Here is a 25208-nt window from a genome sequence, read left to right on the forward strand (position 1 = left end):
TTGAAAATTTAGCTATATTTAATTAATTACATAAAAATAAGAAAAGCATCACAGGATATACCAAGTAAAAATGTCTTAGCGGATTAATCGAATAATTATCTATTTCTTCAAAAGCTTGAATTTACTAACTACTGGCAATAAAAATTTCATATCTTTGATTTTGAGATTGATTAATCCTATTAGTGTGCCATGGTCTATATTATCGAAACATCCTTTTATATCTCCCTCCACAAACCATCTTGCACCACCAAACTCTCTTTTGATTGTTTTCAAAGCGGTATGGTAGCTTCGTTGAGGTCTAAAACCATGGGAGACATCTTCGAATACCGGTTCATAGATAGATTCAAGAATTAGTCTCACTGCTTCTTGAATCAATTTATCTGTGAATGTTGGAATCCCTAAAGGTCTCTGTTTTTTGGAATTCTTTTTTTCAATATACATTCTTCGTACAGGTTGAGGATGATAGGTTTCTTCTTTTAGATAGAGATTGAATAATTTTTTTGATTTTTTCTTCACTAAAACCATCTGCTGTATCATCTAGCACTCCTTTTGTGGCAGCTCCTTTATTGGCGTATAAATTTTGATAAGCCACGTAATAAATATCTGGACGTAAAAGATAACGATAAAGTCTTGTAAAAACTTCGTCTTTATTTTTTTGTGAATTTTTACTGATTCTTTCTAAAATTGCCATTGTTGGTTTCATTTTGAGGTTTTCCTCCCTAATCAATTTTAAATTTTAGTACACAATAACTGTGCCCCTTCGCCATGTAAAGGTCGTTATCCTTCTCAGACTACTACGAGCACTCCGTACCCTTGTAAGATATTCAAGCTCTACTAGCTATAGCCTTTTGCCTCCTTTCTTTTGGCGTTCTTGTTTAGGGTATCCCCAGTTAATATTAAGTATAGGTTAGTTCAGATTGTCGGCATCGCTTTCGTTTCCATAGGTTCCCCTACAGATTGTACAGAATGAATGATAACAGATAAATTCACAACCATAATTTATCTGATTCTGTACTGAAGGTTTCAGACACTTTCCTTCATCGACACATAACCGAAATTAGAAACTTGCGTTCAATAAACCCAATTTATACCTCGTATCTGATTGACATTGCAGTTCAGTCGTACCAAGTTGTCTTTAGGTAACTTACCGCTTTCCAACCGTGCTATGTTCCTGTATCAGCTTTCGCCTTTCAGTTAGGTTGCTGTCTTCTGTGTTATCGTACAGAGTAGTACCTTAATCTACTTTACTTAATACCCTATCTGGGCGCACGTTGTGGATATGCCCTTTATCTATGTGGGTAGATAAGACAAATTCGTATTCGTCCTTTAATATCTTTTTACAAAGTTCAAGACCGATTTGATGTGCCGTTTCAGGACTTGCTTCTCCGGGTAAAAAGGATTGAATAAGATGTCTTGCAAGAACGGTTCCGTTTGTTCCGGCATCATTTCTTGTTCTTGAAAATTGGATATGAGCAGTTTCCTGATGGCATTTATGAGTGCTTACTAAGATTTGCTCATCTGTTTTTTCTCCATTAATAATATATGAAATGGCAAGATTAAAGGTTGATTTTATAGGATGTATTTTTGTAATAGCCATAAAATTTAATCACTCCGGAAGTTCTGTTAAGAAGCAGAGAATGTATTTGCCACAACTCTTTTGAGAAATATTCAATCTGCTTTTTCATATCATTTATATCGTCCTTATAGATTATGCCGGTGGAATTCACACGCTTTGCAATCTGATTTATGTTGCTGATAGCATTGGAAAGGAAACCCTGTAAATCTCTAAACGGCTCTAAATCCACTTAATATATTTCTTTTTCTAAAACACACTTGCGGATGAAATGGCTCATATTTTTACATTTCGCAAGTTTTCTTTTCTCCTCAAAAAGAGCCTTTTCTTCTTCTGTTAATTTAATTTCAAGCCTTTCATTTCGTATTCTATTTGCTATAGGTAATCCTCCTTTGAATGTATTTCTGGGTCTTAGGGTACACCCTAACAAGTTAAAAATTGATAAAAAAAGAAGCAGATCCCAAAGGGCTGCTTCATCAATTTTTTCGTAAGTGTCCGTACACTTACTGTGCTTGCTCATATACTAATCGATCATATACTAATCGTGTAAGAACAACTTTAAGCATAATACTTATATTGTTATACCATAGTTTGGAAAAATAAAAAATTATATTTCATCAACGTTTCATAAAAGGTGTGTAGAATGTTATTGAAAGTAGCTATAAAATGCTATTGTGTAAAAAATAAAGGAGGAATAATTTATGAAAAAATAGTACCAAGAGGAGCATGCCTATTACTTGCATTATGTTTGAGCTTAAGCGCAGTTGGGTGTCAAAAAAGTAATGAAAACAATAAAATAAAAGAAGGACAATCCATAAGTTCTGAAGAGGAAGGCATGTCAATTAATGCAAATGGCAAAAATGAAACTTTTAAGCCATCAGATTATACATTGGAGGCAAAGAAAGAATATGTTTATGAATATTTAGGGCTTAAATTTAAACTCTCAGACAAATTTAGAAATTATATAGCTGATAAAAAGATAGCGATGTTAGATGATCAAAGTCCTATAGATAAAGAACTAAAGTATGCTATTTTGACATTTGAAAAAATGACAGAAGAACAAAAGAATGCAGTTATAGAAAAGATGGGCGATGGATATAAAAATTGGCAAAATGAGCCTGAAAGAATTGGGACTATTGGTATATTTGAAAAAAATACATCAGAAGAAAAAAAATCTAAAATTATAAAATGTGATACTCATACTAAAATAGGAGTTTCAAGTGATGGAAAATACGATTGCTATTTAAGCACAAATAGCGGAGCTGAAAGTAATCTTCTGGATGAATTAAAAAGAACTGAGATTCAAATTATAGATAAAAAAGAACGTCCTAAAAATGGTTTTGTGCTATCAGAAAAAACTGATTTAGAAAATACAGAAGCATTTAACAAAGAATCGGTTAAAGATTTACGTAAACTATCAACAAAGGACATAAATGGCAAGGATTTTACAAGTAAAGATTTTGAGAAGTATGATCTTACTATGGTAAATGTATTTGCAACTTGGTGTACAGCTTGTGTAAAGGAAATTCCTGATTTGGTTGAGGTTCAGAATGAAATGAAAAGCAAGGGTGTAAATATCGTTGGAGTTGTTACAGATCCTGTTGATGATAACGGTGAAAACAAGGAAGCAATTGAAAAGTCAAAGTTAATACATGAAAAGACAAAGGCTTCATATCCTTTCTTAATGCCAGATAAGACAAACTTTAATGGTAGATTGAATGGTATACAGGCTATGCCAGAGACTTTCTTTGTTGATAGTAATGGAGAAACTAAGTTGTCTTGGATAAGGCGATAAGAATTTGTATGGAGTGTATTGGAATTGGATAGAATTAAAAATATTATAAATGGTAGTACAAAAAAAGATAAATATAAAATAAGAGATCGTTTTAAGCATTTATTTCAATCCGTTTGGTTTTTAATTACTAATTCTTACTTTGAAGGCTTTAAGACTGGTAAAATCTACGGGGGGAATTTAAAGAAAATTTGTGTTCCGGGTATAAATTGTTATTCATGCCCGGGAGCAAAAGGTTCTTGTCCAATAGGATCACTACAGGCAGTAATTGGAAATTCAAAATATAAGATTAGTTATTTTATTATATAGTTGGGATTTTGTTTTTTATAGGAGCATTGGTGGGAAGATTTGTTTGTGGATGGCTGTGTCCATTTGGATTGATTCAAGATTTGCTACACAAGATTCCCTTTATTTTTGGTTGATATTTTAGGTCAGGGTTCTCCGTATTTTTGTAAACTTATTTGTCCGATTAGTATGCTGGAAGGAGGATTACCACTTGTTTTATTAAATAAAAGTATGAGAAGTGCGATAGGTTTCTTGTATTATTGGAAAGGAATCATTCTAATAGTTACTTTGTTACTTTCTATAATTATATATAGACCTTTTTGTAAATATATATATCCACTTGGAGCTATTTACTCAATTTTTAACCCTATTTCAATATTTAGATATAGATTGGATAAGGATAAGTGTATTAATTGTGGAAAATGTAAAAAAGTTTGCCAAATGAATAAAGATTCAGTTGAGAATTGCAATCATCTGGAGTGTATCAGATGTGGACGATGTAAAAATGCTTGTCCGGTGGATGCAATTAGTTATGGAGTAAGAAAATAGAGAGGAGTAGTTAGGAAAGTGATAAAAAATGCTATAGCATATATTACAAGAAAGAAAAATAGAACTTTAATAATTTTTATCATATTAACTATAGTTCTTTCTTGCTTGTATTCTTGTTTAACAATAATGAAATCAAGCAATGAAATAGAAAAGGCTTTATATGAAAGTTCTAATTCTTCAATATCAATAACAAAAAAAAATGGTAAATATTTTAATGTTAATCAATTTAAAGATATTGAAAAATTAAAAGAAATTGAAGAAAAAATAATTCAATATGATGGATTAGCAAAACTAAAAGATGCTAAAGTAGTTAGCGGAGAACAAAGAATAAATAGAGAAGATTTATCTGACGAATTTAAGAATGTTGTTTCACTCGAAGCTACAAATAATACTAAAAGAAATATTTTATTTAGTAGTGGAGTATTTACAATTAAAGAAGGTAAAAATATAGAAGAAAATGATAAGAATTCAATTATTGTTCATGAAGAATTTGCTAAACAAAACAATCTAAAATTAGGTGATGAAGTTGATCTTGAATTACTAGATATTGAAAAAAGTGGAAAAATAAAAAGTCATAAATTTAAAATTATAGGGATCTTTTCTGGTAAAAAACAGGAAACATATACAGGATTATCTTCTGATTTTAGTGAAAATATGGTGTTTGTAGATTATTCAACAAGCCAAGAGATATTAAACAATTCAGAAAATAATGAAATTGCAAATAAAATTTTAATGTATTCTGGTAGTGCAGAATCTACAGACTTAGCCTTAAACAAATTGAAAGAGCTTAAAATTGATGAGTCAAAGTATTTTGTTGAAAAAGATTCTAATGCGTTTGAAGAGTCTTTAGAGTCAGTGAGTGGAATAAAATATATAATAAAAGTAATGACTTATTCTATTATGTTAGGTGGGATGGTTGTTCTTTCATTAATCTTGATTCTATGGTTAAGGGAAAGAATTTATGAAATAGGTATATTTTTATCTATTGGAACATCTAAGATACAAATTATAATGCAATTTATATTCGAGTTAATATTCATATCGATACCAAGTATAATATCTTCCTTATTTTTAGGAAATGTATTACTAAAAGTAATTGTAGATGGATTCATTAACTCAGAGGATTCAATGATTTCCGGTGGAAGTTTAATAAATAATAGTAGTTTTATGTCAAATATAACAACACTTGGACAAAGTTATTTAATATTAATAAGTATTATTGTTTTATCAGTTGTATTTGCTTCTTCATTAATGTTAATCAAGAAGCCTAAAGAAATCTTATCAAAAATAAGTTAGGAGAAAATAATGGATATATTAGAAATAAAGAATGTAGCATATAGTTATGCAAATTCTAAAGAAAAAGTTTTGTCAGGAGTAAATCAAAAATTTGAACTTGGGAAGTTTTATGCGATAGTAGGAAAGTCAGGAACAGGAAAATCTACACTTCTTTCCTTACTTGCTGGACTTGATAAACCTCAAACAGGAAAAATATTGTTTAAGAATGAAGATATACAAAATAAAGGATATAGTAATCATAGAAAAAATAATATATCTTTAGTATTTCAAAACTATAATTTAATAGATTATTTATCACCAATTGAAAATATTAGATTAGTAAATAAATCAGCAGATGAAAGTATCTTGTTTGAACTAGGTTTAGATAAAAAACAAATAAAAAGAAATGTTATGAAATTATCTGGTGGACAGCAACAAAGAGTAGCTATTGCTAGAGCATTGGTATCAGATGCTCCAATAATACTAGCTGATGAGCCTACTGGTAATCTAGACAGTGTTACTGCTGGAGAAATAATTAATATATTAAAGACATTAGCTAAAGATAGAAATAAATGTGTAATAGTTGTAACACATAGTAAGGAAGTAGCAGATTCTGCGGATATCATTTTAGAACTAAGTGGTAAAAAGTTGAAAAAAGTAAATAAAATGAATTTGGAGGTTGAATAATGATAAAAAATGCATTTGCTTATGTAACTAGAAAAAGTTTAAAATCATTAATTATCATATTAGTTATTTTATCTATGTCAACTTTAAGTCTCATTAGTTTATCTATTAAAGATGCTACGGACAGAGCTTCAAAAGAAACATTTTCTAATATAACAAATAGTTTTTCTATGGAGATAAATAGACAAGTAAATCCAGGAACACCTAGAGGTGGGGGAAATGTAAAAGGTGAAGATATTAAAAAGATATCTCAAACAGATAGTATAGACTCCTATGTAAAAAGAATAAACAGTGTTGCAGATTTAGTTGATTATGATATTATTGAAACTCAAGAGACTCTTGCGAATCAATCACCTGAAAGAGCAAAGAATTTTAAAAGAACAGTTATGTTAACTGGGGTTAACGACTCAACAAAAGAAACAAAATTTGTATCAGAAGCATATAAATTAGTAGAAGGAAAGCATTTAGAAAATGAAGATAAAAATAAAATCTTAATGCATAAAGATTTAGCTGAAAAAAATAATCTTAAAGTTGGAGATAAGATAAAAATAAAATCTAATTTATTTGATGCCGATAATGAGAAAGGTGCAGATGAAACAGTAGAAGTAGAAATTAAAGGTCTATTCGATGGGCATAATAGTGGTGGAGTAAGTGCAGCACAAGAACTATACGAAAATACATTAATCACTGATGTTCATACAGCTGCTAAAGTTTATGGTAATACTGAAGATACAGCTGTATACCAAGATGCAACATTCTTTGTAAAAGGTGATAAGAATCTTGATAGTGTAATAAAAGATCTTGGGAAATTAGATATAAATTGGAGAGAATATAATTTGATTAAAAGTTCATCAAATTACCCTGCATTACAACAATCTATATCAGGTATTTACTCAATTTCAAATAAATTATTTTTTGGCTCATTAATATTTGCAGGAGTTGTAGTTTCATTATTATTATTATTATGGATGAATGCTAGAAAGAAAGAAATAGCAGTATTACTATCATTAGGTATATCAAAATTAGAAATTTTTGGTCAATTCCTAATTGAGATGGTATTTATATCAATCCCCGCATTCGTTGGTTCTTATTTCTTAGCTCAATATACAGCTGACAAGCTTGGGAATAATATATTGAATAAGGTTACTGGTGATATAGCTAAACAAATAGCTAAACAATCTGCATCTAGCCAATTAGGTGGTGGGGCAGAAGCTGAAGGATTTAACAAGACATTATCAAGTTTAGATATCAATGTATTACCTAAATTCATGATTTATGTAGTTATATTTATGAGTTTAGTACTTCTTGTATCATTGATTATTTCTTCATTCAATATATTAAGAAGGAATCCAAAAGAATTATTAATTGACAATAATTAAAATTTTCGGTGCTTTTTAGCACCAAAAATGAGAGTGTAATATAAACCGTGTAAGTAACCATCAATCCTAGGCGGGTGGTTGCTTCACGGTTTTTATTTTTCTAAAATAAGATCAAGAGGTGATTACACGATGGCTAGAAAGAAAAGAAATCCTGATGCTGAGAAGTTAGCTGAATCCATTTTGAATACTTATCAAACCGAATCTGTAGAGGATATGCAAGATGTTTTAAAAGATGTGTTTGGTCCCTTATTTGAAAAAATGCTTCAAGGAGAATTGAATAACCATTTAGGGTATGACGCCCATTCTAAAGAGCCAAAGAAACATGACAATCGACGAAACGGTTATGGCAATAAGACGCTTAAAACGAGCTTTGGTAAAGTAAACATTGATGTTCCCAGAGACCGGGAGGCTTCTTTTGAACCTGAGTTGATTCCTAAGAGAAAACGAGATGTCTCCGACATCGAAGGTAAGGTTCTTTCCATGTATGCACGAGGAATGAGTCAATGCGATATCGCCGCAACCGTTGAAGATATTTACGGCTTTGATATTTCCCACGAAATGATTTCTGATATCACGGATGCCGTCCTTCCTGAATTGGAAGAATGGCAAGCTCGGCCATTAGCCAAGTGTTATGCATTTCTATTCGTTGATTGTATGTATGTCACTTTACGCGAAAACTATGAAGATAAAGAATATGCTGTGTACACCATTCTTGGCTATGATCTTAAAGGAAACAAGGAGATTTTAGGCCTATTGCTCAATCAAACAGAATCTAAAAATCGCTGGATGCAAGTCTTCGACGAATTGAAAGTACGTGGTGTAGAAGATGTTTTTTTCATTTCGATGGACGGTGTTTCCGGTCTCAAAGAAGGCGCAAAAGCAATTTTTCCTTCTGTCATTGTGCAGCGCTGTATTGTTCATCTTGTTCGAAATGCGTTAGGATACCTCCCAAGTAAGGATTATAAGGAAGTCTGTCGAGACATGAAAAAATTCTACAGTGCTTCTTCTTTAAACGCTGCACACGCTGCCTTCAACAGTTTTCAAAATCGTTGGTCTCAATATTCTGGTGCAGTAGATGTATGCAAACGAAACTTTTCTCATGTTGAACAACTCTTTGATTATGGCAGCGCCATTAGAAAAATCATGTACACTACTAATGCAGTTGAAAGTATTCACTCTAGCTTCAGAAAAGTCACAAAAAAGGGAGCGTTCTCTAATGAGAATGCGCTCTTAAAATTACTTTATTTACGTACGAAAGAATTACACACGAAGTGGGCGGGTGGGCGAATTCGAAACTGGGCTATGGTGCTGAATCAGTTAATGGTCAACGAGACATTCTCCTCTAGAATTGAAAAGTATGTCATTTACCTTCCGTAACAACGTTAGGCTTATTCAACTATGCTTCCAATCGGGATTTATCTGATGTAAAAAATGACCAAAAGAATTTTGTGTTTTAAACTTCTAGATATTTAACTTCCACAGTTTAGTTGACAACCCCCATAGCTCTTAATCTTATCTCAATACACCCACCGTTAAAGTTCGGTGGGTTATTTATTTTTCAATCTTTCAATAACTGATTGCGTTCATTTTCTTGCCTTTTTAATAGCTTCATATAGTCAATTGTTCGAACTGCGTCTTCAGTGCTAAGAGAGCGATAGAGAGCTAAAAACTCTTCCTCATATCTACCTACGACAACATTGTCTAGAAAATGGCTTACAGGAGTTCCTAGGGCTCTAGAAAGAGCTGTTAAGCTATCGAGGTTAGGTTCTGTTACAGAATTTTCCCATCTTGCTACTGCCTGTTGTGTAGAGAAGATTTTTTTAGCTAATTCTTTTTGTGTCCACCCGAGTGCTTTTCGCTTTTCTCTAATGACCTTTGCATATTGTTTCTGTTTCATTAATACACCCCCCTCGTAAAATAATTTTTGTCTAATACTTTTTAATCAAAATGTTTCTGAACCATAAAATTTATTGAATAACACATTCCTAACGGAATTTGTTTCGTTATTGTGTGATTTCTCAGAGTACAATGGATGTATGGAAAGGATCCAGCGGGAATTTGCTATCACCCCCTGTAGCTTTGTCTACCTTGTTAAGTCTGTTACCCGAACCACTGTTATCACTACCAACTCATTAGCTGTTTCGATAATGGACTAGACTTTCATATAGTAGTTTGGAAGGCAGCTTCTAGCTCTGTTATCACCGTATTCTATTAGGCGAGGTTGTGGCTACACAGTGAGGTTCTGGGGAATCCCACAGTATCGAAGCATTTTCCAAAATTTATATTGAAAGGAGGTCCTTATTCCATGAAATTATTTGTCGGTATTGACGTTAGTTCTGAAAAATTAGATATTTGTTTCCTAACAGACGACGATCAACTGTCTATCTTGTCTGAAATTTCTATTGCCAATGATATTGAAGGTGCGTCATTAACACGAGAAATGATTCTTGAGTTCAATGAAAACTATCACTTCGATCAAATCGTGATTGGTATGGAATCGACATCCATGTACAGCTTCCACCCTTCAATGTTTTTCCATGAAGATGCGGAGCTAAAAAAACTCAATACACTTGTGACAATTGAAAATCCTTTTCGGGTGAAACAATTCAGTCGCATGTTTGATGAGGATAAGACCGATCGAAACGACGCGTTAAGAATTGCTGATTTCTTGCGTATACAACGGTTCACAACTTCCTCTATCAAAGAAGAGAAGTACATGGCCTTACAGAGATTAACCCGTACGCGCTATCAGATCATTAAACAATTAACTCGTACAAAACAACACTTCCTGGAAAACCTAACGTACAAATGCAATACATTAGCCCGAGAAATGCGAGACGAATCGACAAGTCTGTTTAGTGCCACTGTCATTTCTCTTATGACAGAAGACTTCACCCTAGATGAGTTAGCTGAGCTTCCTTTGGAAGCATTCTGTGACTTACTCCAAGAAAAAGGAAGGGGCGCTTTAAAGAGCCCAAGAAAATTGCCAAAGCAATTCAACGTGCAATTACCATGAGTTATCGTTTAGGTTATCTTGCACAAGAATCCATCAATGTTGTTTTAAGTGTTCTTGTACGCGAAATACGTGCACTTGAAAAGAACATCAAAGACTTAGATAAAGCAATTGAACAACTAGTTGTCGTCATTCCAGAATACCAATGCTTAACCAGTATTCCAGGCGTTGGGAAAGTATATGCCGCTGGCTTGATCGCTGAAATTGGACAAATCGAACGTTTTGAGGATCAAACAAAATTGGCAAAATACGCAGGTTTAAGTTGGAAAGTCAAACAATCCGGAAATTACCAATCTCAAAACACACCTCTGACAAAACAAGGGAATCGCTATTTTCGTTACTACTTAGTTGAAGCTGCCAACTCTGTAAGAAATTATCTTCCTGAATATAAAGCTTTTTATCAAAGTAAATGTAAAGAGATTCCAAAGCATCAACACAAACGAGCACTCGTCTTAACCGCAAGAAAATTTACGCGTCTGGTGGATACGCTACTACGTAACCATCAACTCTACACGCCACCAAGGAGCGTGATAGATAAATAACAATTTGTTATTTACGCAAATCCTTGAATGACCCGAAAAAAATTTGATTTTGGTCGGGTTTAGTTAAGTGCGCTTAAAAACAGGTTACTCAATAAGAATATTCTCAATTTTTATCTTGACTTATTACCATTAGACTCTCAGTAGAGTACAACAAGTTGTTGTATTTGTAATGATATTTGAAGTTTTTATATATTTTATGAGTTTAAATACATCGTATTGTTGTATATAATAAAACAGGAGGGGAGAATCATGAAAAAAGTAAGTAATCTCAGCCGATACAGAAAAGAAAAAGGCTTTTCTCAAACTGAGTTAGCTAAAAAAATGAATGTTACACAGCAATGTGTAAGTTCGTGGCAAACAGGGAGAACGATTCCTAAACCCTATCAAATGAAAATGCTTTCTGAGATATTAAGTGTACCAATAAACGAGCTGTTTTCTGATGTGTTTAATAAAGTAAACAGTTAACTAGTGCCTACTGAATAATTGACAAATTTTGGTTAAATGATGATTGATTGATTATTCAGTTCTAAGAGAGATATCTTCGATATCCATCTGAAAAATTGGCGTAAAAAATCTGCCGTCAATTTTGACAGATTCATTGCGATAACACTCAACACGATGCTTGATAAAGTCGTATCTTGACGTTTTGTGGTAATTAAAGCCGCGCCAAAACAGCGTTTCAATTGGCTGAAGCCACGCTCTACCTCAATTCGGTCTGTGTTGTCCTGATATTCGGTTAATTTATCTCGATTTTCATTCTTTCTTGGTCGACCTAATGCTGGTCCAGAAAGTCGGATATTTCGTGCTTTACAGTATTGAATGTTTTGCCGATTACGATAAATTTTATCAGCTAATACGCGTTCTGGATAATATCCATGCCGGTCGTAATATCGCCGGATTGCTGAAACGAGTACTTCTGATTCATTGTATGCATCAAAACTAGTTCGTTCGATGCGGGCGATTCCTCCATCGATGCTCATATCATATTTCGCTCCAAATTCAGTTGCAGCTTTGACTTTTCCGCGCACAATTGGACGAACCCATGGCTGGTGAAAGCTGACGATTCGATCAGAGACGCAATGGGTACGATGATCGTACATGTACTTTTGTTGGTCATAGATTTTTTGGATTATTTCCCACCATGTTTGATGCTTTTCAGATAGAGTAGTGCCCTTGGTCAGGAACTTTCGAATAATTTTCGCATCACGGTTCAAGAATCCTAAAAGTTTCCGAAGCTGGGCACGCAACCATTTCCTTGCTTTCTTCTTGCGTCGAACGACGTTCAAATAAACTTTACGTGCTACTTTACGATAGATCCGAGGCCTCTTCCAATTGTTCTCAGCACAAAGAGTGTCAATGGTTGTTTCGGCATGTGTTCGTGCATCATTTAAAAGTTCAGTATCCGTAGGATACTTGATATTCTGGGGCGAACAGGTTGCGTCAAGAATCAAGGTACCAGATGATGAGTCATCGTTATCATTTGAGCTGTCATGGTTCGATTTTTCATTGTAAGCGACAATCTTCTCGTTGATCTCAATCAAAGTTGTCTTGTCTAATCGCTTACGAAAATTGACCATTGATGTGGCATCGAAAGGTCGTTCATCTTGGTAACCAGGTAACCCGATAAAAAATTGAAGATATGGATTTTCTTGAATTTGTAACACCGTTTCTTCATCACTGTAGCTGTACTCTTTTTGGATGAGTAAAGCGCCCAATGCCATGCGCAGCGGTTTTGCGACATTCCCTTTTTTATTTCGAAAGTTTTTCGCGTACTCTTTCTCCAACTCTATCCAAGGAATCCGTTCTGCTTTTTTGATCCAGCGATTTTCAGGATTCATTTTTAAACCGATAGGTTGATTAAAATCTTCAAAAGCGAGTTGGGTGTGAATTTGCGGTTTATACATTCAAAAACCTCCAAAAAGGGTAAGAGTGCACGGTTTTCAGCATATTACTGAAAAAGGCCTGCATTAATTTTATCAGATATCAGCGGGTGTTGCTGGTAAGTTAAGGTTTTAGAAATGATCGGCAGACATTAAATAGTTGAATAAAGTAAATATGAATAAGAAGTTTGTCATTATAGGTATTGTTGTATTAGCTATTATTATAGGTGTCATTTTTTCAAGGATGACGGGCTCATCTAATTTAGAGAAGTCATCTAAACCATTGGTAACACGGATTTTACAAGAACAGTATAGCTTAAATCGGTCATGTGATGATGTAACTATCACTCATGAAAATGAAGATAACACATATCGAGCTAAAGCTATATTAGACAATGGAAGTGCTATCAATATAAATATTGAATACTATCCAAAGAAAGACTGTGTATACGTAGAGATACCATATACTGAGGTGTTAATGTTAAATTGATTTAAATGTATTATGCATACCGTCCAAACAGGAACTCCTAAAGGTGTAAGCTTACTAAGGAGTTTTTTTGATTCCCTGTAAATAATAGTCTAATGATTATTGGGAAAATCTTTACATTAGTCACTGTTATAACAACAGTACGTAGGAGGAGAAATGAAAAAGAAAAAATTATTATGGATTTGTTTGGCAATTTTATTGATAATTGGAGGAATTGAGACATTTACCACATATAGATTAAAAACGAATCAGACAAAACAATATGTATCAGATATGTTACATGTTATTGAAGAAATAGACTCAGAAATGAAAATTTTATCAAAAAATTTTATGGATTTGGGAGAAAGATATGATTTTAAGGGTTTTATGGAAGATAAAATGGACGAGGTATCAAGTAGGGAAATTCCAGAAGGCATACCAAAAGCTGTTAGGGACACCAAAGATACTCTTCTTGAAGCGATAGATAAAGTGAACACAGCTTTACTAACTAACGATGTAAAATTATTGGAACAAGGTCAGCTTTGTTTTAGTATGGCTCAAGCCATATATAGAGAGTTTTTAGATGGAAATATAAAAGAGAAGCCACTTAATGAAAAACTTAATTCATTTGTAGAAACATACACAACTATACCACCTACTTGGAAACTTGTAAATGAAGATAAAGGAATCACGATAAATACTGATACAGAGATTTCTACAGATGCTCAATCTTTATCAGATTTATTACCTAATCTAACAGGTATCAGTAATGCAGTGACAGAGCAAGTTGGTAAAGATATTCCACTTAGGTTACTTGAAAATGGGAAAAAAGATTATTCTGTGGTATTTAAGAATGGACAGGTAACTGATTACAACGAAGTATTTAAAAAAGTTATTGAATAATGATTCTTCCACCTTTTTCATTCATTTACCCCACCCCGTTGTTATATGACCGTGTTTTGAGAGGAACCAATAAAAAGCATAGGCTAACTAGGGGTTCCTTTTTCTTTTGTTTTTTTGGAATCCGCTTAAGTGAAATGTATCTGAAATGAAACGGAGATAACGTGATTTTTTGCTGTAATGACAAGGTTTTAGCTGTTTCAGATACCATGTAACCAAAAATAGTTTATTGAGAAAATAGGAGAGTATTTGATACTAACTAGTAGGAAAAAATGAGATAAAAAGTAAATGGAATCATTTAAGGTAATCTGAAATAAAAAATATACAGCCCTGTGGTACTTTACCTACAAGGCTGTATATATTTTTTACTCTCAGCGTTTTTGACTCCGTGTCTGACTCCGTTTTATTGATTTTAAATGTTATTCAATGACCATTTAACAGGTCAAATTTGATGTTTTTGATTCCGTATGACGCCGTTTGATATCTAGTGATATAGTGATTTGAGTCTACATCGAATAAGGGAATAAACCAATAAAAAATGATTTAGAATATTAAAATAACAAAAAAGAGGACTACCTGTATTAGTCCTCTTTTTTGACCAGATTTTGACCAGTCTATTTTACATTCTAGTATATTCATATGAGCTAATTTTATGATTAAATGGTAAATTTTTCCTTGTGTGTTTTAGTTTAAACTAGTGTGTAATTCAAAAATCTATATGGAAGGAACAGTATTAAGAATAGAACAGGGTTCTCTACATGATGGTGCTGGTTTACGGACCGTTGTTTATTTAAAGGGCTGCCCATTACGCTGTGCCTGGTGTTCGATTCCCGAATCACAAAGCAAGCAGATTGAAAAAGGATTTGGCCAGACCATGACCGCTGAAGAGGTAATGGATGAGATTGAGAAGGATGCTGTTTTTTACTTTCACTCGGATGGCGGAGTGACCATTAGCGGAGGCGAGGCACTGGTTCAGGCGGATTTTGCTAAAGAAATTTTGCAAAAATCGAAATACATTGGAATCAATACCGTACTGGAAACCAGCTTTTGTGGTGCTTATAATGAAATCCAAAAGGTAGCTCCCTATGTGGATACATTGTTTGTGGATGTAAAAATGTTTACCAGCAAGCTCCACAAACAATGGACCGGCTTAGATAACCAACAAATTTTGAAGAATATTCGTCGCTTTTTAATTGAGTATCCTAACTGCGAAGTGCGAATTCGAGTTCCTGTGGTTCCAGGTATCAATATGAACCTGACCGAGCTGCTGACGATTGCTTGTTTTGTGGCAGATCTTGATCGGTTCGTACCGTTAGAATTACTACCGTACCACCGCTATGGTATGCACGGTTACCAAGCATTGGGACTGGAGTATCCGTTGGCAGACACGCCAGCGCCTTCACCTAAAGAAATGTTTGCATTGGCAGATCAACTGGTTCGCACGGTTCCTCATTTGCCGGTCACAGCTTTAACCAAAACATTTATTTATTGAATCCAAGCTTTATCTTATGGATAAATGAAAGACACTCACTAGCTGCAGCCAGCTCAAGAATAGAGCTTTTGCTGAAGTCAGTGAGTGTCTTTTTACGATGTTTTTTCGAAGTTAATTTGTCGAATGAACACTGGCTCAATCGGTACATCTTCACTGTTTGTCGGCTGAGCTGCGATCGCTGCTACGATTTCTAACCCTTGGTATACCTGTCCAAAAACAGTATAACGACCATCCAGCTCCGGTAGTCCTCCAAGCTCCAAGTATGCTTGCTTTACATTCTGAGGAAGCAAGAGCCTCGGCAGCAGGTCAGCCTGCGCCTTTGTGTTTTGCACAATAAAAAAACTGGTTGCCGTTGGTGTGGGGGCCGTGGTCCCCTAAGGCCAAGGCGCCATTAAAATGATAAAGTCCGCGATGCACTTCATCAGCGAAAAAGCCCTCATAGCTGGAAACAGCTTCATCACCAGAACCATCCAAAGCGCCACCTTGAATAACAAATTCCTTAATAACACGAGCCGAAAGGTGTGTTGTCATAAACGCCTTGCTCAGCTAGGGAGCGCCAGTTGGCTACAGCTAGGGGAGCTTGGTCAGGAAATAAGCGGAGACGAATTTCACCAGCATCGGTGACCAGCACACAAACTTCTTCCTGCTGCGGTTTTTCTAATTGAAAGAGAGGAAGGTTTGCAACTGAAACGCCTTGATCCTGCCATCAAATATCGAAAATCCGCCACTCGACCTTCGCCTGATCACCAAGGCGAGCCATTCCCAATAAAACGGTATAGGCGGTTTCATCCGCTTGAAAGGTCAATTGCAGCTGTCCTCGTAAATCGTTGTAGTCATCTGGGGCGGCTACTTGATAAAAAAGATGAAACTGCGCATGCAAATATTCCAAAGGCTGATCTTTAAAGGCTGCAAAATAAGCCTGAACTTTTTCCCGCTGCAAGCTGTCAGCCACCAAAAAATTTTCCAGTTGTTGTTTTGGAACGGCTGCTAACAAGGATCGGCAAACCGCCTCAATTTCCAATGCATCCCAATGTCGCGCAATTAAATGATGGATGGGTGCCTCTTGATTGTAGTCCCGCAGGTTGCTCATTTTTTCACCACTTTCTTCTATTATATAGGAATCACAAAATCGGCAGCGGCGTCAGGCAGCGTTCTTTTCCTTGAATGACTAGCAACTTTTCTACCTGACAGTCTGCCAACAGCTGACTCATTTTTTTAAAGCCCAGCTGATAATCTTCGGCAACATGAGCATCCGAGCCTAAGGTAAAGAGCTTTCCGCCGACACTTTGATACAAAGGAACGGCATAACGGTAAAGGTCTTCGTTGCCGTATTTCAAGAAGCTCTTGGCATTTAACTCCATCGCCAATTCTCGTTCAACAACCTTTTTGAAAATCGTTAGCAGCTGAGCCTCAAAATGCTCCGCGAATTCTTCCGCTGTGAAGGTGAAGCGGCGTAATCCATAATCAAAGTGAGTCAAAATATCTCCTTCTGGAAAATCCGTCAAGACCTGCAACATCTGATCAAAATATTCCTTGGTAGTTTGAATGGGATCTTTGGTTAAAACCACATCGTCCATATAATCAAAGCGGCCATTTTGATGAATACTTACCAGCTTTAAATCATAAGGATGCTGAGCGAGGTAATCCACGATCCGCTCTTCTTGTCCTGGAACAACGCCAATCTCGATACCTCGCAGAAATTTGGTGGAATAGGTTTCTTTTAAAGAGTCCAGTTTGTTTATATAGGCTGGATAATCCGGAATGTCATCTTTTCCGGTAGATGGATTGTTTAAATCAAAGTGATCCGTAGAAACGAAAAACTCCGGCTGATAGGCTAAATAGTTTTCAAATTTTTCCTCTGAATCAAAGGAAAAATACGTGTGGAGATGCTGATCATAATACTGCATAGGGAGCCTCCTTTTTTCTACTACCATACCGCAAAAGCTTTAGAAGGTTAATGGGAATTCGTCGAAATTTACAAACCATACACAACCTTTACATTGTTCATGAAACCTTTTCAAGAAATTGATTCTCTCATTACAAAGCTTTGTTAGAATGGAATTATCGAAAGGGGATAAGAATGAATGAAAAAAATTCGTAACATGACTATCGGTTTATTTTGTGCAACAATAGTAAGTATCCTGCTGACAGGCTGCGGCTCAGGTGAAGCAACGAAGCAATCGGCTGCGGCAGACGACTCTTTAGATACGATTATAGAAAAAGCCAAGGAAGAAGGAGAGATTGCCAGCTTGGGAATGCCGGATACTTGGGCAAATTGGGTAGGCACTTGGAACGACCTTGAAAAAGAATACGGCTTAAGTCACGTGGATACGGATATGTCCAGTGCAGAAGAATTGGCCAAGTTTGAATCAGAAGGAAAAAATGGAACCGCCGATATTGGTGATGTCGGTATCAGCTTCGGTCCGTTGGCTGAAAGCAAAGAGTTAACCTTGCCTTATAAGACCAGCTATTGGGAGGAAATTCCGGATTGGGCAAAGGATGATGATGGGGATTGGTTGTTAAGCTATACGGGAACCATTTCCTTTATCACCGATAAAGAGAATGTGAAGCAAGCACCGACTAGCTGGAAGGAGCTACAAGAGGGTGACTATCAAGTTAGCGTGGGGGATGTGACGGTTGCCAACCAAGCACAATTTGCTGTATTGGCTGCGGCGATTGCCAACGGAGGTGACGAAAAGGATATTCAGCCAGGTCTGAATTACTACAAAAAAATGGCAGAAAAAGGCCGTTTGTCCACCGTTGATGCCAGCGTAGCAAATCTTGAAAAAGGTGAAATCGATGTGGCAGTTGTTTGGGACTTCAATGGACTAAATTATCGTGACCAAATTGACTCCGAGCGTTTTGAGGTAACTGTGCCAACAGACGGCTCCATCATTAGCGGGTATACAACCTTAATCAATAAAAATGCCCCTCATCCCAATGCGGCAAAGCTAGCACGGGAATATATTTTATCTGATGAAGGGCAAATCAATTTGGCAAAGGGCTATGCGCGACCTATTCGCAAGGTAGAGCTGCCTAAAGAAGTAGCTGAAAAATTACTGCCGGAGGATGCTTATGAAGCGGCGGTGCCAGTTGAAGACAATGAAGCTTGGAACAAGACCTCTGTAGAGCTTCCAGAGCTTTGGCAGGCGGAGGTACTGACCTATGCAAAGTAGACTTGACAAACTGATTGTAGTTATACTAGACGGCTGTCGCTACGACACAGCCGTCGCCCAGCTTGGGTTCATGAATCATTTAGTTGAGCACCAGCAAGCAAGCTTATTGAAGGTAAAAAGTGAGCTGCCCAGCAATTCACGTCCGTTATACGAAGTACTGATGACCGGCGTTCCAGCCTATGAAAATGGCATCTATAGTAATTACCATGCTCAGCGATCCAAAGAGTGGTCGCTGTTTGAATTAGTTAAGGAAGCTGGCGGAAAAACAGGAGCCGCCGCTTACCACTGGTACAGCGAGTTGTACAATCAAGCCCCCTATAATCGTTTGGTTGATCGCATCCAGCATCAGGAGGAGCGACTGATTCAGCATGGCATCTTTTATAGTGAGGACACTTACCCTGATTCGCATTTATTTGCGGATGCCCATTATTTAGTGAATCAGTATCAGCCAGACTTTTTGGTCGTACATTCGATGAATATTGATGATGTCGGTCACAAATTTACCGCCGATTCTCATGAATATGTAGCAGCGGTTAATCAGGCGGACAGATTATTGGCTGTTTACCTTCCTGAATGGCTGCAAAAAGGTTATCAAGTCGTGGTGACTGCGGATCACGGGATGGATGCGCACGGACTGCATGGCGGCAGCTTGGCTGCACATCGTGAAGTTCCTTTTTATTTGATTTCAAATAAACGCCAAAAGCTGAAGGAACAAACTGTACCACAGCTGCTGGCGGCTCCATTGTTTTGCTGGTTATTAGGAATTGCACCGTCAGAGAAAATGCAGGACATTCAAGAATTGATGAGGGGATGAAAGAGATGAAAAAACGCTTGGTTCTGGTTCCTGCCTCCTTTATCTTCTGTGCATTTTTACTGCTGCCGCTGCTTTTTATGGTTCTGTGCAGCTTGCACAGTGATTTAACTAACCAGTGGACATTGGCCAATTACAGTGATATTTTCAGCAACAAATATTACACACAGGCCTTTGTTAACAGCGTACTGATTGCTGTCAGCTCCAGTGTGATTGGGTTAATCGGGACGTTTATTTTATGTTTATGCTTAATGAATCTATCGACTAAATTGCAGGAGAAAATCACCTTTGTTTCCAATTTGGCAGCTAATTTTGCTGGGATTCCGCTGGCATTCTCTTTTATTATTTTGTTGGGGAATGTAGGTGTGCTGAAAATGATTTTGCCATTTCTAGCGGACTTCAATTTGTATTCTTGGTGGGGATTGACCATCACGTATACCTATTTCCAAATTCCGTTAGGGGTCTTGTTTTTGTATCCCAGCATGAAGGAAGTGAAAAAGGAATGGCTGGAGTCCGCACAATTGCTGGGCGCTTCATCAGCGTATGCTTGGTTCAAGGTGGCTTTGCCTTTTTTGCGACCATCGATTGCCAGCACCTTTGTCATCTTATTTGCTAATGGCATGGGGACCTATGAAACAGCGTATGCCCTGACCAGCAGTAATGTAAATCTTTTAACGATTCGAATTGCGGCTTTAGTGTCGGGAGATGTGTTCGCCAAGCCTAATTTAGGCAGTGCGTTGGCAGTCGCTTTAGGTGTCCTGCTGGTAACGGCAATGTTGATTATTCAAAAGAAAGGCAAGGTGGTGCAGACGTGAAAAAGTTAGTAAAACCGATTTTGTTCTGCTTTGTCCTGTATTACTTGCTGCCGATTATTGGAACGATTTTGTATGCCAGCTCCACAAAATGGTCAAAATCGCTTTTACCTAGTGATTTTACCTTGCAATGGTTCCAACAGCTGCTGACGGACAGGGAATTTATTGCTGCGGTGGGTCGCTCACTTTTATTAGCAGGTGTGGTCTTGGTGACGATTCTGTTGTTGATGATTCCAACCATTATTTGGATTCATTTGTATTTCCCTCGTTTGAATCGTTGGCTGGAAAAGCTGCTCCTGCTGCCGTATGCTTTACCGGGAGTGATTTTGGTAACGGCTTTGCTTCGAACGTATGCTAAAACTGGTATCTCAATGTTTGTAGTGTTGGTAGGTGCATTGTTTATTACGGCGTTGCCGATTGTCTATCTTAGTCTTAACAACCAGATGCGCTTAATTAATCTGAAGGAATTAGTGGATGCAGCAGAAACCTTGGGCGCCCCGATGTCTACGATTATTATCCAGGTGCTGTTTCCCAACATCCGTATCGGTGCGACCCTGGTTTCTCTGATGATTTTTTCTTCGGTTTTTGGGGAGTACATGCTGACGAACCTGTTGATTGGCGGTCGATTTCAGACGGTACGCATCTATATGCTGCGGCGGATGAACGAAAACGGCCATTTGGCTAGCGCTGTGATGGTTTTGTATTTGCTGTTTATGGTGGGAATTGCTTTAACTACCTTTATGCTGACTAATCGACAAAAGCAACAGCTGTCCCTTAAGCAGACGAGGGAAGAGAAGCAGTCGAAAAATGAAGCCCTTAAAGGAGTTGTGACGGAAAATGTTTTTAGAAATACATGATCTCAATCTGTTTTTTGATGAAAAACAGATTTTAGCTATTGATGAAATTCAGATTGAAAAGGGTGAGCTGGTTACTTTACTAGGTCCCAGCGGGTGCGGAAAGTCTACGTTGCTGCGCTGTATCACGGGATTGGAACAACCAAAGAGCGGTGAGATTGTGCTGGACAATGAGAATATTGCCGATAAGCCTACGAAGGATCGCAATATCGGCTTTGTTTTTCAACAGTATGCATTGTTTCCAACTATGACTGTTTTTGAAAATGTAGCCTTTGGTTTGAAGGTAAAGAAGCTGAGTCCTGAGGCGATTCAGGAAAAGGTTTTTGAGATGCTGTCATTGGTGGATATGACGGAGCAGGCAGATAAAAATGTCCAGTTTCTTTCTGGCGGTCAACGACAACGGGTGGCACTGGCTCGCTCATTGGTCACTGAACCGAAAGTCCTGCTGCTGGATGAGCCATTAAGTGCTTTGGATGCCCGAATTAGAAAACAGCTGCAGCGGGATTTGCGCGCTATCCAGCAATCGCTAGGGATGACGATGATTTTTGTGACTCATGACCAAGAAGAGGCGATGCGAATCAGTGATCGGATTTTTGTGATGGAAGCTGGGCGGGTGGCTCAGGTTTCCACCTCGAAGGAATTGTATCAGAATCCTCAGAGCCGATTTGTTGCGGAATTTATCGGCAACTATAATCGTTTCGAATGGTATGAGCTGGATCAGTATACCCACGAGTTTTCCGCTAAGGGCAATCGCTGCATTTATTATTTAAGACCGGAGCTGATTCAATTTGAACCGGTTCCTCAGGGGGTTAAGATTCCGGTTCTATGGAAGGAATCATTTATTTTAGGCAACATTCAACGGTATGTTTTTCAAACGCTGGAGGGCAAAGAAATTTTAGTGGATCGGTTGAACGATCGGGAAGAGAAAATTAGCGATGCCTTATACATTCAGCTGAAAGATATTCTAGCAATCCCTGTGGAAATTGATACTCAGCATTTTGCACAACAAAGCTAGTGTATAGTCGGCAAACATTTCTGGCTCTTTGTCAAATAGGACTGATAGAGTGATATAAGAACATCTAAGGTAGAATTGATTTTGGCTCTTCGTCAAATCTTGTTGGTGAAGACAAATTTGAATAAAACGGCTCTTCGTCAAATCGTGTTGGTGAAGACAAATTTGAATAAAACTTAGTCCGATATGCGGCGCGTTCTGTGCGCCGCATATTTTTTAGTTTTCAAAGATCAGACCTTGTTGTAAATAGATCCGTGTCCGAAAGTTATAAAAGTTGCGATAACCAAACGCAATTCGTTTAATCAGCTTGATCTTGTTATTCAGCCCCTCCGTGACACCGTTTGAGTGGGACACTTTAAAGGCATTTGAAATGCCCGATTGGTAGCGATGGAAGATCGTAAATTTCTTTTTAAACGACTGAGGTAACGTAGATGAAATTGTTTTAAGGGTTTCTTGAAAGCCTACCGTATCTCGTTTAACGAAATAATAGCGTAATAATTGACAAAAATGATACGCTGTTCGCAATTCTTCGTTGTAGCTTAACAGCTCATCAACGATTTCTGTTTGACTAATTGGTCGTTTAAACAGTCGATGATAATGCCGTTTGAGTGGCTCCAATGTCGTGAAATCTTTGAGTAAGAGTTTCCAATATCGCTTGAGCCGACGGTACTTCTTCTGATTTTCAGAGTGTGAGGTTCGAAAACGATTCATGATCTGGACACGCAATTGATTGAAGCTGCGATTGATGTGTTGGACAATATGAAAGCGGTCAGTTACGATCTCCGCATTTGGAAAGACCGTTTTAAGCAACTGACAATAGCTGGCATTCATGTCCATCACTAGGTACTTGACCTTTAAACGGGCCTTTCTAGGAAAGCGCAGGAAGTATTGAGTTAGTTTGTAAAGTCTGCGATCTTCAAGGATCGTAAATAGCTGATTGGTTGTCCCATCAACACAAATAAAACTCATGGAACCAGAAACAGACTTCATTGATTTGAACTCATCCATACACAACACCGTCGGAAGGAAGTTCATACGTGGCTGGTAATGCTTCGTTGCTTCACGCAAGATCCGTATCACCGTCCCATCCGAGACGAAGTACTTCTTAGCGATTAGTTTACGTGATTGATTTTCGTGCAGTTCCATGAGAATCGCCTGCTTCAGTTCCTTTGTTAGTTGATGATGTTCATCAACTAAGTCCGTTTTCGCAGAAAAGGTCCGTCCACAATCATGGCAGAGAAAACGGGTACGTTTTAATTCTAAAATAGTCAACTTTTCTTTGACTTTCAACATCTGAGTGCGTGTCGTATAGGAACCGTTGCGGATAATACGAATCGATCCACAGTGTTCACAATGGGAAGGTGAGTCATCCAATCTCCCTTTAATAAACTGCGCTTGAACGCCTTTATATTCTCTTTCAATCAGCCATTCTTCATCAAAAAATAAATGTTTATCTGTTAATTCGAGTAATTTTCTAGTATGATTATCCATAGAGCGACTCCTTTGGTAGGGTGATGTTTTGGTCGACTAAATTTTACCAAAAGTGAGTCTCTTTTTGAGTTGAAACGAAGAAAAAGTGTTGTTGGAAAATCACCTTCGATTTTCCAACAACACAAAATATTATAGAACCCTTTATTCTAAAGGATTTCAAGGTGTCTGTTTGCATTTATTAAAAAAAAGAAAAAGTATTGGCAACAGAAGGCGTCACCAACACTAGATATTATAGAGCCATAATATGCTGTATAATATCTAGTGTATAGGCTTAAGTGGAGGTATATATGAAAATATTAACTGTTGAAGATGATAATATGATAAGAGAGGGAATAAGTGAATATCTTTCAGAATTTGGATATACTGTTATTCAAGCTAAAGATGGAAGAGAAGCCTTGTCAAAATTTAATAGCGATATAAATTTGGTTATCTTAGACATTCAGATACCTTTTATAAATGGTTTAGAAGTGTTGAAAGAAATTAGAAAGAAAAGCAATTTACCAATTCTAATCTTGACTGCATTTAGTGATGAAGAATATAAAATTGATGCATTTACTAATTTAGTAGACGGATATGTAGAAAAGCCATTTTCATTGCCGGTCTTAAAAGCTAGAATAGATTCTTTAATTAAGAAGAATTATGGACATTTAGAGAAGTTTGAATATAAGGATCTATCGGTTAATTTTAATAGCTATACAGCTAAAATAAATGGTGAAGAAATAGATGTAAATGCAAAAGAACTAGAAGTATTAAAATGTTTATTGGATAATAATGGACAAGTGTTAACAAGAATGCAAATTATTGATTATGTATGGAAAGATAGCGAAGAAACTCCTTATGATCGAGTAATAGATGTATATATAAAAGAACTTAGAAAAAAATTACAATTAGACTGTATAACTACTATAAGAAATGTAGGATATAAATTGGAGAGAAAATGAAAAAATTAAAGATATTTCCAAAAATGTTCATACAAATATTTTCTGTTCTTGGAATAATAATTATATTAGTTCATTCATTAGTTTTTTTTATCTTTCCTAAAACATATTTGGAGACGAGAAAAGAAAAGATTCATAATATGGCAAATGAAATTTCTAGTAATATGAATGGAAAAGAAATAAAATATATAGAACAAACTTTGGAGTTTTATTCCAAGAGTAGTGAAATAAAAGTATTCATAAAAGAAAAAAATAATAAGAATGAAATACAAATCAAAGATAAT

General features: G+C 36.5%; 27 protein-coding genes and 5 pseudogenes. 21 read left to right on the forward strand and 11 right to left on the reverse strand.

From position 1 onward, the window contains the following. Positions 1-144: 144 nt before the first annotated feature. From OMU_RS15300 to OMU_RS23765, 3 pseudogenes are all read right to left on the reverse strand, one after another. Positions 145-703, reverse strand: a pseudogene (locus tag OMU_RS15300) (reverse transcriptase domain-containing protein); the annotation flags it as partial. A 567-nt stretch (positions 704-1270) separates the two neighbouring features. Further along, positions 1271-1597, reverse strand: a pseudogene (locus tag OMU_RS15305) (relaxase/mobilization nuclease domain-containing protein); the annotation flags it as partial. Beyond that, positions 1557-1952: pseudogene (locus tag OMU_RS23765) on the reverse strand (plasmid mobilization protein). The pseudogenes OMU_RS15305 and OMU_RS23765, both read right to left, overlap by 41 nt. Positions 1953-2216: 264 nt before the next feature. Between OMU_RS23765 and OMU_RS23440 the strand changes: the two are divergent. From OMU_RS23440 to OMU_RS15340, 9 genes are all read left to right on the forward strand, one after another. Beyond that, positions 2217-3368 (forward strand): TlpA disulfide reductase family protein, encoded by a 1152-nt coding sequence (locus OMU_RS23440; RefSeq protein WP_016180785.1) that lies wholly within the window; start codon positions 2217-2219, stop codon positions 3366-3368. Continuing rightward, a complete protein-coding gene (locus OMU_RS23950) occupies positions 3353-3400 on the forward strand; it encodes a CD1871A family CXXC motif-containing protein (RefSeq protein WP_256278187.1) in 48 nt (15 codons plus the stop codon). The genes OMU_RS23440 and OMU_RS23950 overlap by 16 nt, the downstream gene beginning before the upstream one ends. Then, positions 3393-3674, forward strand: coding sequence for a hypothetical protein (locus OMU_RS24090; RefSeq protein ID WP_002330915.1), 282 nt, complete (start codon positions 3393-3395; stop codon positions 3672-3674). The genes OMU_RS23950 and OMU_RS24090 overlap by 8 nt, the downstream gene beginning before the upstream one ends. A gap of 29 nt (positions 3675-3703) precedes the next feature. Continuing rightward, positions 3704-3787 carry a 4Fe-4S binding protein gene (locus OMU_RS24095; protein WP_233421623.1) on the forward strand — a complete coding sequence of 28 codons (84 nt, stop codon included), beginning with the start codon at positions 3704-3706 and terminating at the stop codon, positions 3785-3787. Between the two features lie 94 nt (positions 3788-3881). Then, the gene (locus OMU_RS24100; protein ID WP_229078923.1) at positions 3882-4199 is read left to right on the forward strand and encodes a 4Fe-4S binding protein; all 318 of its coding nucleotides are present in this window, start codon (positions 3882-3884) and stop codon (positions 4197-4199) included. An 18-nt stretch (positions 4200-4217) separates the two neighbouring features. Beyond that, on the forward strand, positions 4218-5495 hold the full coding sequence (locus tag OMU_RS15325) for an ABC transporter permease (protein ID WP_016180786.1): 1278 nt from the start codon (positions 4218-4220) through the stop codon (positions 5493-5495). A 9-nt stretch (positions 5496-5504) separates the two neighbouring features. Further along, positions 5505-6161: an ABC transporter ATP-binding protein gene (locus OMU_RS15330; protein ID WP_002298083.1), complete on the forward strand. Its 657-nt coding sequence runs from the start codon at positions 5505-5507 to the stop codon at positions 6159-6161. Further along, positions 6161-7537 carry an ABC transporter permease gene (locus OMU_RS15335; RefSeq protein ID WP_016180787.1) on the forward strand — a complete coding sequence of 459 codons (1377 nt, stop codon included), beginning with the start codon at positions 6161-6163 and terminating at the stop codon, positions 7535-7537. Before OMU_RS15330 ends, OMU_RS15335 begins: the two co-directional genes overlap by 1 nt. 129 nt (positions 7538-7666) lie before the next feature. Beyond that, a complete protein-coding gene (locus OMU_RS15340) occupies positions 7667-8914 on the forward strand; it encodes an IS256 family transposase (protein ID WP_016180788.1) in 1248 nt (415 codons plus the stop codon). Positions 8915-9095: 181 nt separating this feature from the next. Here the strand turns inward: OMU_RS15340 and OMU_RS15345 are convergent, their stop codons facing one another. After that, complete coding sequence (locus tag OMU_RS15345) at positions 9096-9434, reverse strand: helix-turn-helix domain-containing protein (RefSeq protein ID WP_016180789.1); 339 nt, start codon at positions 9432-9434, stop codon at positions 9096-9098. A 408-nt stretch (positions 9435-9842) separates the two neighbouring features. Between OMU_RS15345 and OMU_RS15350 the strand changes: the two are divergent. Further along, positions 9843-11092: pseudogene (locus tag OMU_RS15350) on the forward strand (IS110 family RNA-guided transposase). Positions 11093-11341: 249 nt separating this feature from the next. Continuing rightward, positions 11342-11557, forward strand: a complete 216-nt coding sequence (locus tag OMU_RS15355) for a helix-turn-helix transcriptional regulator (protein ID WP_002404111.1) — start codon at positions 11342-11344, stop codon at positions 11555-11557. A 32-nt stretch (positions 11558-11589) separates the two neighbouring features. Here OMU_RS15355 and OMU_RS15360 read toward each other — a convergent pair whose 3' ends face one another. Beyond that, positions 11590-12996, reverse strand: a complete 1407-nt coding sequence (locus OMU_RS15360; RefSeq protein ID WP_016180792.1) for an IS5 family transposase — start codon at positions 12994-12996, stop codon at positions 11590-11592. Between the two features lie 136 nt (positions 12997-13132). Here OMU_RS15360 and OMU_RS15365 point away from each other — a divergent pair, with 136 nt between their 5' ends. The 3 genes from OMU_RS15365 to OMU_RS15375 all read left to right on the forward strand — a co-directional run bounded on the left by OMU_RS15365 (position 13133) and on the right by OMU_RS15375 (position 15830). Beyond that, positions 13133-13462, forward strand: a complete 330-nt coding sequence (locus tag OMU_RS15365) for a hypothetical protein (protein ID WP_028020813.1) — start codon at positions 13133-13135, stop codon at positions 13460-13462. Positions 13463-13615: 153 nt separating this feature from the next. After that, positions 13616-14341 carry a hypothetical protein gene (locus tag OMU_RS15370; protein ID WP_016180794.1) on the forward strand — a complete coding sequence of 242 codons (726 nt, stop codon included), beginning with the start codon at positions 13616-13618 and terminating at the stop codon, positions 14339-14341. A gap of 694 nt (positions 14342-15035) precedes the next feature. Next, a complete protein-coding gene (locus tag OMU_RS15375; protein ID WP_233421622.1) occupies positions 15036-15830 on the forward strand; it encodes a glycyl-radical enzyme activating protein in 795 nt (264 codons plus the stop codon). Between the two features lie 92 nt (positions 15831-15922). Here the strand turns inward: OMU_RS15375 and OMU_RS15380 are convergent, their stop codons facing one another. The 5 genes from OMU_RS15380 to OMU_RS15395 form a co-directional block, all read right to left on the reverse strand. After that, positions 15923-16162 carry a peptidylprolyl isomerase gene (locus OMU_RS15380; RefSeq protein WP_071879971.1) on the reverse strand — a complete coding sequence of 80 codons (240 nt, stop codon included), beginning with the start codon at positions 16160-16162 and terminating at the stop codon, positions 15923-15925. Continuing rightward, a complete protein-coding gene (locus tag OMU_RS15385; RefSeq protein WP_016180796.1) occupies positions 16137-16361 on the reverse strand; it encodes a peptidylprolyl isomerase in 225 nt (74 codons plus the stop codon). The genes OMU_RS15380 and OMU_RS15385 overlap by 26 nt, the downstream gene beginning before the upstream one ends. Continuing rightward, positions 16330-16461, reverse strand: a complete 132-nt coding sequence (locus tag OMU_RS24105; protein WP_081638479.1) for a peptidylprolyl isomerase — start codon at positions 16459-16461, stop codon at positions 16330-16332. The genes OMU_RS15385 and OMU_RS24105 overlap by 32 nt, the downstream gene beginning before the upstream one ends. Before the next feature lie 75 nt (positions 16462-16536). Next, on the reverse strand, positions 16537-16920 hold the full coding sequence (locus OMU_RS15390) for a hypothetical protein (RefSeq protein ID WP_002326108.1): 384 nt from the start codon (positions 16918-16920) through the stop codon (positions 16537-16539). Between the two features lie 31 nt (positions 16921-16951). Next, positions 16952-17737: a PHP domain-containing protein gene (locus OMU_RS15395; protein WP_002326109.1), complete on the reverse strand. Its 786-nt coding sequence runs from the start codon at positions 17735-17737 to the stop codon at positions 16952-16954. 177 nt (positions 17738-17914) lie between these two features. Here OMU_RS15395 and OMU_RS15400 point away from each other — a divergent pair, with 177 nt between their 5' ends. From OMU_RS15400 to OMU_RS15420, 5 genes are read left to right on the forward strand one after another with little or no spacing between them, the layout of a single operon-like run. After that, positions 17915-19006, forward strand: a complete 1092-nt coding sequence (locus tag OMU_RS15400) for an ABC transporter substrate-binding protein (RefSeq protein WP_016180797.1) — start codon at positions 17915-17917, stop codon at positions 19004-19006. Then, the gene (locus tag OMU_RS15405; protein WP_002326111.1) at positions 18996-19820 is read left to right on the forward strand and encodes an alkaline phosphatase family protein; all 825 of its coding nucleotides are present in this window, start codon (positions 18996-18998) and stop codon (positions 19818-19820) included. Before OMU_RS15400 ends, OMU_RS15405 begins: the two co-directional genes overlap by 11 nt. Further along, positions 19817-20632: an ABC transporter permease gene (locus OMU_RS15410; RefSeq protein WP_002330693.1), complete on the forward strand. Its 816-nt coding sequence runs from the start codon at positions 19817-19819 to the stop codon at positions 20630-20632. Before OMU_RS15405 ends, OMU_RS15410 begins: the two co-directional genes overlap by 4 nt. Next, entirely contained in the window at positions 20629-21486 is an 858-nt protein-coding gene (locus tag OMU_RS15415; RefSeq protein WP_016180798.1) for an ABC transporter permease, read from the forward strand. The genes OMU_RS15410 and OMU_RS15415 overlap by 4 nt, the downstream gene beginning before the upstream one ends. After that, positions 21467-22498: an ABC transporter ATP-binding protein gene (locus OMU_RS15420; RefSeq protein WP_002326114.1), complete on the forward strand. Its 1032-nt coding sequence runs from the start codon at positions 21467-21469 to the stop codon at positions 22496-22498. The genes OMU_RS15415 and OMU_RS15420 overlap by 20 nt, the downstream gene beginning before the upstream one ends. Positions 22499-22711: 213 nt before the next feature. Here the strand turns inward: OMU_RS15420 and OMU_RS15425 are convergent, their stop codons facing one another. Continuing rightward, on the reverse strand, positions 22712-23986 hold the full coding sequence (locus OMU_RS15425) for an ISL3 family transposase (RefSeq protein WP_016180799.1): 1275 nt from the start codon (positions 23984-23986) through the stop codon (positions 22712-22714). 287 nt (positions 23987-24273) lie between these two features. Here OMU_RS15425 and OMU_RS15430 point away from each other — a divergent pair, with 287 nt between their 5' ends. Both OMU_RS15430 and OMU_RS15435 read left to right on the forward strand, forming a co-directional pair. Beyond that, complete coding sequence (locus OMU_RS15430) at positions 24274-24927, forward strand: response regulator transcription factor (protein WP_002285815.1); 654 nt, start codon at positions 24274-24276, stop codon at positions 24925-24927. Then, positions 24924-25208 (forward strand): annotated as a pseudogene (locus OMU_RS15435) (sensor histidine kinase); the annotation flags it as partial. The gene OMU_RS15430 and the pseudogene OMU_RS15435, both read left to right, overlap by 4 nt.

This window comes from Enterococcus avium ATCC 14025 (genome assembly GCF_000406965.1).
In the GTDB taxonomy this organism is placed as follows: Bacteria; Bacillota; Bacilli; order Lactobacillales; family Enterococcaceae; genus Enterococcus_A; species Enterococcus_A avium.